Origin of the sequence: Streptomyces zinciresistens K42, from assembly GCF_000225525.1 — a bacterium.
Taxonomy (GTDB): domain Bacteria; phylum Actinomycetota; class Actinomycetes; order Streptomycetales; family Streptomycetaceae; genus Streptomyces; species Streptomyces zinciresistens.
On the sequence record NZ_AGBF01000306.1, the window covers coordinates 1 to 5,243 of the forward strand.

Consider the following 5,243-nt stretch of genomic DNA (forward strand, 5'->3'; position numbering starts at 1 on the left):
CAAGCAGGTGGCGGACCTGCGAGCTGGCGCCAGGTCAGTAGTCGAGGTCGAGGTAGTCGATGTCGTTGAGGGTGACGTCTGAGAGTCCCAGCGCGCGGCTCCCGTCGTCTTGGAAGTACACGTTTTTGAAGCCTTCGGCGATGATCGCGCGCATCTCCTGGTCGCTGGCGCCCGATTCGCGGGCGTCGAAGAGGCGGCGGGCGTAGGCCGGGGGGAGGCGCACGGTGAGTCGCCGGAAGCGGCCGTCGTCGGTCGTGCCGACCGGTGCGGTGTAGCCGAAGCGGGCCCTCGTCTCCACCGTGATCCCGCCGGTGGCGGCGGCCTGTTTCCGGCGGCGCCTGCGGACCAGGGGCTGCCACCGGGACCGCACTGCCGCGTCGATCTTGTCGACGATGTGCTGGGGAGGGTGCTTGCGCTCCCCCTTGCGGTAGCGCTCCACCGACCGCTGGCTGACTCCGAGCTCCTGAGCGACGGCCTTGGTCGTCTTGAGCTGCTTCATCAGGAAGTTGATGCGGCCCTGGAGGGTCTTGGGCGGCTCCCGAGTAAACGACTCACGGTCAGCCCGCTCGATCGCGTCGTCGATCTCTCCGGCCATGGGCCTACTCCCCTTCGTCCAGGACGGCGTCGCCGCCCTTGATGTGCCGGGCGGGGTTGTAGCCCTTCTCCATCAGATCGACTGCCCAGAGCAGCTCCTGGACGCCTTCCAGCTTGGCCAGGCCCGGCGTCGGTCCGAGGCGGAAGCCGCCGGGCTGCGGCTTGCCGGAGGCCGCGTACGGCAGGAAGTCCAGCGGCGAGGGGCCGGGGCTCGGGTAGACGACGCAGTCGGACAGCACGGCGAGCGGGTACAGGCCGGTCATCTTGGCCATGTTGTTGAGCTTGCGGTGCATGTTGACCCGGGCCTTGCTGATGACGGCGGCGCGGATGTCGGGGCGCCAGGTCGGGCGTTCCAGGGCCGGCCACCGGTCGCCGTCCTTGTATTTCTTGCCCTGCGGACGCTCGCGCAGTTTGCCGATGCCTCCCTTGACGGTGGCCTTGATGGCAGCGAGGACGGCCGCCAGCGCGGGGTCGATGTCCTTGTGCCGCTCCATCGCCTCGAGGAACGCGCGGTCGTCCAGGTCCTTGGAGACGCCGAGGTCGGCGAGCGTGTCGACGTAGGCGTTCTTGAGCCGGTCGTGCCACGGGTCCAGGTACGCGCCGGTCTCACGCCGCAGGTATGCCTCGATCGGGGCGACGTTGTAGCCGAGCTCCTGGGCGTAGGCAACGGTGTGCGTCTGGTACCAGGCCGGTCCCGTCGGACGCTCGTCGGTCGGCGTGAACGGCGACGGCAGGCGCAGGTCCAGTTCCACATGGCTCAGGTCGACCAGCCAGCTCCCGGGGATCTTCGGGTTGAACTTCGGGGCGTGGAAGTGGTCCGGGGCGGACAGGCCGACGACCAGGCGGGCCGCGGCGGCGAGGAACGCGGTGTTGAGGTCCAGGCCGACCGCGTACGGCAGGGTGCACTCCTCGTCGGTCAGCAGGTCCACCGGCCGCACCCACTGGTACGCCTCTTCGTTGAGGAACCCGCCACTCCAGCCGGAGTGCACGACGACGGGGTGCTCCGGGGTGGCCTCCGGCGGCGCGGGATCCATGGGCTCCGTCCCCAGCGAGCCCGCGTTGTAGCCGGACACCCAGTTCCCGGTTGCCGGGTCCTGCACGGCCTTCGTCGGCGGGCGCAGTGCCGTCATCAACTCCAGCCCGGACACGGCCGTCGACCCGCGCGGGGTGATGACCCGGGTCGCGTACACGCCGAGGACGCGGGCGATGTCGGCCGCCTCCATGTCTGTCACACCGGGCCAGGACCGCTCATCGAGGGCATCCCACGACAGGATCGCGAGCTGCACGCACTGCCGCTCGCGCCCCTGCGCCTTGCGGTAGATCCGCGCCCACGGGCCGAACCCGCGCTGCGTGAGCTGCCACTTGGCCTTCGCCACCTGCTTGATGACCGGGTGGTCCTCGGGCAGGCGCAGCGAGCGGCGCTGCTCATGGCCCTCGAGACGCTCCGGCAGCCCCAGCTTCACGGCGGCCGCGGCGGTGAGCACGATCAGCGGGTCGGAGTCCTTGCCGTACCGATTGAGCTTCGCCGCCCCGAGGCCGGACTCGCGCAGCGTCCACTCCACCAGTTCCACCACGGTGGTCGCGGGGCAGTCGAGCACGATGCCGTCGATGCCGTACGCGGACCCGTTGGCGTCGAGGACCGCGAGCGGGCCGTGCGGGAAGCGCAGATCAGCTGTGGGCTGGGCTGTGTTCTTCGCGGCCGGGCGGTGCGATGCCGCGGGCGGCCGGGTGGTGAGACGTGCCGGCCCGGCGGCTGGAACGGTGGGAGTCCCTGGGGCGTCTGTCGTCACCTCGGACGCGGCCGGTTCACTGGACGCCGCCGGTGCCGGAGCGACAGCCGAGGCTGCACCGTGTGCGGGATACTTCGCTGCCCACCCGTTCAGCAGCCGCTGGTAGGCATCCAGGCGCGGCGACTTCGGCTCCGAGCGGCCGTTCTCCCAGTTCTTCACCGACTGGGTCGTCGTCTTCAACGCAGTGGCGAGGCGGGCCTGCGTGATGCCGGCGGCCTCACGCAGCCGGGCACGCTCCGCCGGAGGCGGAAGATGCGGCTCCTCGTTCAACAGAGCGTCGACAGACGCGAACAGCTCTTCCTCAGATGCCATTCCCTGCACCTTCACGTCAGGACTCGATACTGCTTAACCAAAAACTTATCCCACTCCTTAACCTTCCTGCGCCCACTCCAACCCCAGCACGGCGAGCGCGGCGAGTTTGTCGGCGGTGAGCTTCGCGCGGCGCACCTTCTGGTTCATGATCCAGACGCCGAGTTTGACGGGGTGCTCCTGGCCGTCGATCACGATCGTCTCCACGTGGCCCCTGGGGACCGTCACGGAGCCCGTGCGCCCCTTGTACTGCGCCAGGGCCGCAACGCCCCGCTCGAAGGCGTTAGAGGCCGTTGTGGGGGCCTCGGCGGGCGTCTCCTGCTCCGGGGGCAGGGGCACGATGCCGACCTGCTCCAGGCGCTCACGCTGCCCGTCTGTCAGGGCCGTCCAAGTGGCGTGCTCACGCTGCTTGTTGAACCACCGCCCGACGTCCATCCCATGTACCGTGACACCCGGCTCCACGTACGCGAGCACGCTCTCCTCCACGAGCATCTCCCGCAGAGCCGCGTAGTGCCGCTGCCAGTCGGCCGGCCACTCCGGGTTCCAGTCCGGATCGACCGCCTCCAGCGCGGCCTTCCACTCCGGGTGATCGTCCAGCGCACCCGGGCGGCGCAAATTGCTCAACCACTGTCCTACCGGCCGGGAAAGGGCCACGGCGGACCTCGGAGCGCAAAGGGTCCAGTGGCCCTCGTAGTACGCCTTGGCGGCCTCCAGGTTCTCCTGGAACTTCTCATCGGCCACTGACCAGACCATGCCCAGCTTCTCCAGCCGCCGGGCGCGCAGGCCGCTCAACTGCCCGGCCTGATAGGCCCGTCGCTGTTCCGCCACCCATTGCCCAAGCGGAGTCGCGCCCTCTTTGTGACCATATGGAACTCGGGCGTGGTGCTCGCGCTCCACGAACTGCTTCAGCTTCGCCCAGCCACGCGCCCAGTCCTGCCGCTCCGTGTCGATCACGTTGAAGCTCACCCACTCCGCGACCATCGCCGGATCCCTGGGAGCAGCGAACCGGAGCAGCAGACGAGATTCTTCCTCACCTTCCTCCGGCGGCGTACCGATGTTCACGGAGGGCTGCGCCACGTCCTTCTGAGGCTCCTGAGGGATCGCCAGCAATTCCACGGCCTCTTCATCATGAGCCTGCAGACCTTCCAATACCTTCACCAACGGGCGGTAAGAGGCGGAAGTGAACATATCCTCCGGCTTTTCACCCGGCTGCAAAAAAACCGGCACAATCAGAGAGGCCAGTTTCCCCTCTCCAGGCTTCTGCCGCAAAGCCCGCCCGATCGCCTGCACAATATCGTGCGGCGCACCCTTGGGATCGAGGAGAGCTACGGAATCCACGGTGCGAATATCAACACCCTCACCCAATACACGGCAATTCGAAAGGATGGCACGCAGCGCCGTGCTCCCGAACTCGCCCAACACCCCACGCCGGCGCTCGGGAGCATGTTCGCCGCACAGCCAGTCCGCCCAGATCTGCGCCGGGTACCGGTCCGGATGGTCCGCGTGCAGCCGCTTGGCCACGCGCTCCAGGCCCTCCGCATGAGCCTGCGCCTCTATCGTCCGGTGGTGGAAGGTGATGCAGGTCTGGAGGCTGTGCTCGGCCATGGTGTGCAACAGCGCGGCCTGAAGGGCTCCGAGACGCTGCCCACGCACTTCCTCACTGCGCCGGTCCTCACCCATCAGCCGCTCCGGCGTGACGACCGGGTCCTGAAGCTCCAGCACGATGATCTGATACCGCGCCAGCAGCCCACGGGAGACCGCAGACGCAAGCGACAGCTTGTACAGAACGGGCCCGAAGACTTCCTCATCGTCCATCGAGGCCGCCATCTCCGCAGGCAGCGCATCCCGCACACCCTCAGCAACTTCCCAGCTCGGGGGCCGCTCCTGCCAGATCCGCGGCGTCGCCGTCAGATACAGCCGGCGCGCCGACGGGATCACGCCCTGGTCGTGCACGGCCGCCCACGCCTTACCCATCGAACCGCTGGTCCGGTGCGCCTCGTCGACACACGTCAGGTCCATGGGATCAAGCTGCTGGCCGTAGGCGCCCTCGAAAGCCTCTGCCAGGACTCCGAGACTGGCGTACGTCGCGAAGATGGTCACCTGCCCCTGCCCATGCCACAGCGCCAGCTGCACCGGGTTGGTGGTACTCCGGACGCCAAGGCCCCACAATTCAGGGTCGTCCTGAAGGGAACACACAGCAACAGCCGGGCCCGTATGCCCGGCAGCATTCCACGCCTGCACCGTCTGACTCAGCAAATCCAGCGTCGGCACCAGCGCCAAAATGCGCCCCTTCGGCGCGAGCCGCTTTGCCGCCGCAGCCGCAATGATGGTCTTTCCCGTCCCACACGCGGAGTGCACCTGACCCCGCAACCCATTCACGGGAATACCGCCCGGCGGAATGTCGAGCCCGCGCACAATGGCGGCAACGGCCTCGGTCTGGTGGTCACGCAGTTTCACGGCCATTCCCGCTTTCTCCTTTTCGTGGAATGTGGAGTGCAATTTGGAAAGGGAATCCCGAAGCGGTGATGTGTCCGAGGGGTGGTGGTGTCT

Annotated in this window: 3 protein-coding genes; all 3 read right to left on the reverse strand. The window is 68.0% G+C overall.

The window, feature by feature from the left end:
- Window positions 1–34: 34 nt before the first annotated feature.
- The 3 genes from tpg to SZN_RS35125 are packed head-to-tail and all read right to left on the reverse strand — an operon-like array spanning window position 35 to window position 5,156.
- Window positions 35–595, reverse strand: coding sequence for a telomere-protecting terminal protein Tpg (gene tpg, locus SZN_RS35115; protein ID WP_007504780.1), 561 nt, complete (start codon window positions 593–595; stop codon window positions 35–37).
- A 4-nt stretch (window positions 596–599) separates the two neighbouring features.
- On the reverse strand, window positions 600–2,696 hold the full coding sequence (gene tap / locus SZN_RS35120; RefSeq protein WP_007504782.1) for a telomere-associated protein Tap: 2,097 nt from the start codon (window positions 2,694–2,696) through the stop codon (window positions 600–602).
- A 57-nt stretch (window positions 2,697–2,753) separates the two neighbouring features.
- Window positions 2,754–5,156, reverse strand: a complete 2,403-nt coding sequence (locus SZN_RS35125) for a DEAD/DEAH box helicase (RefSeq protein WP_007504784.1) — start codon at window positions 5,154–5,156, stop codon at window positions 2,754–2,756.
- Window positions 5,157–5,243: the final 87 nt, after the last annotated feature.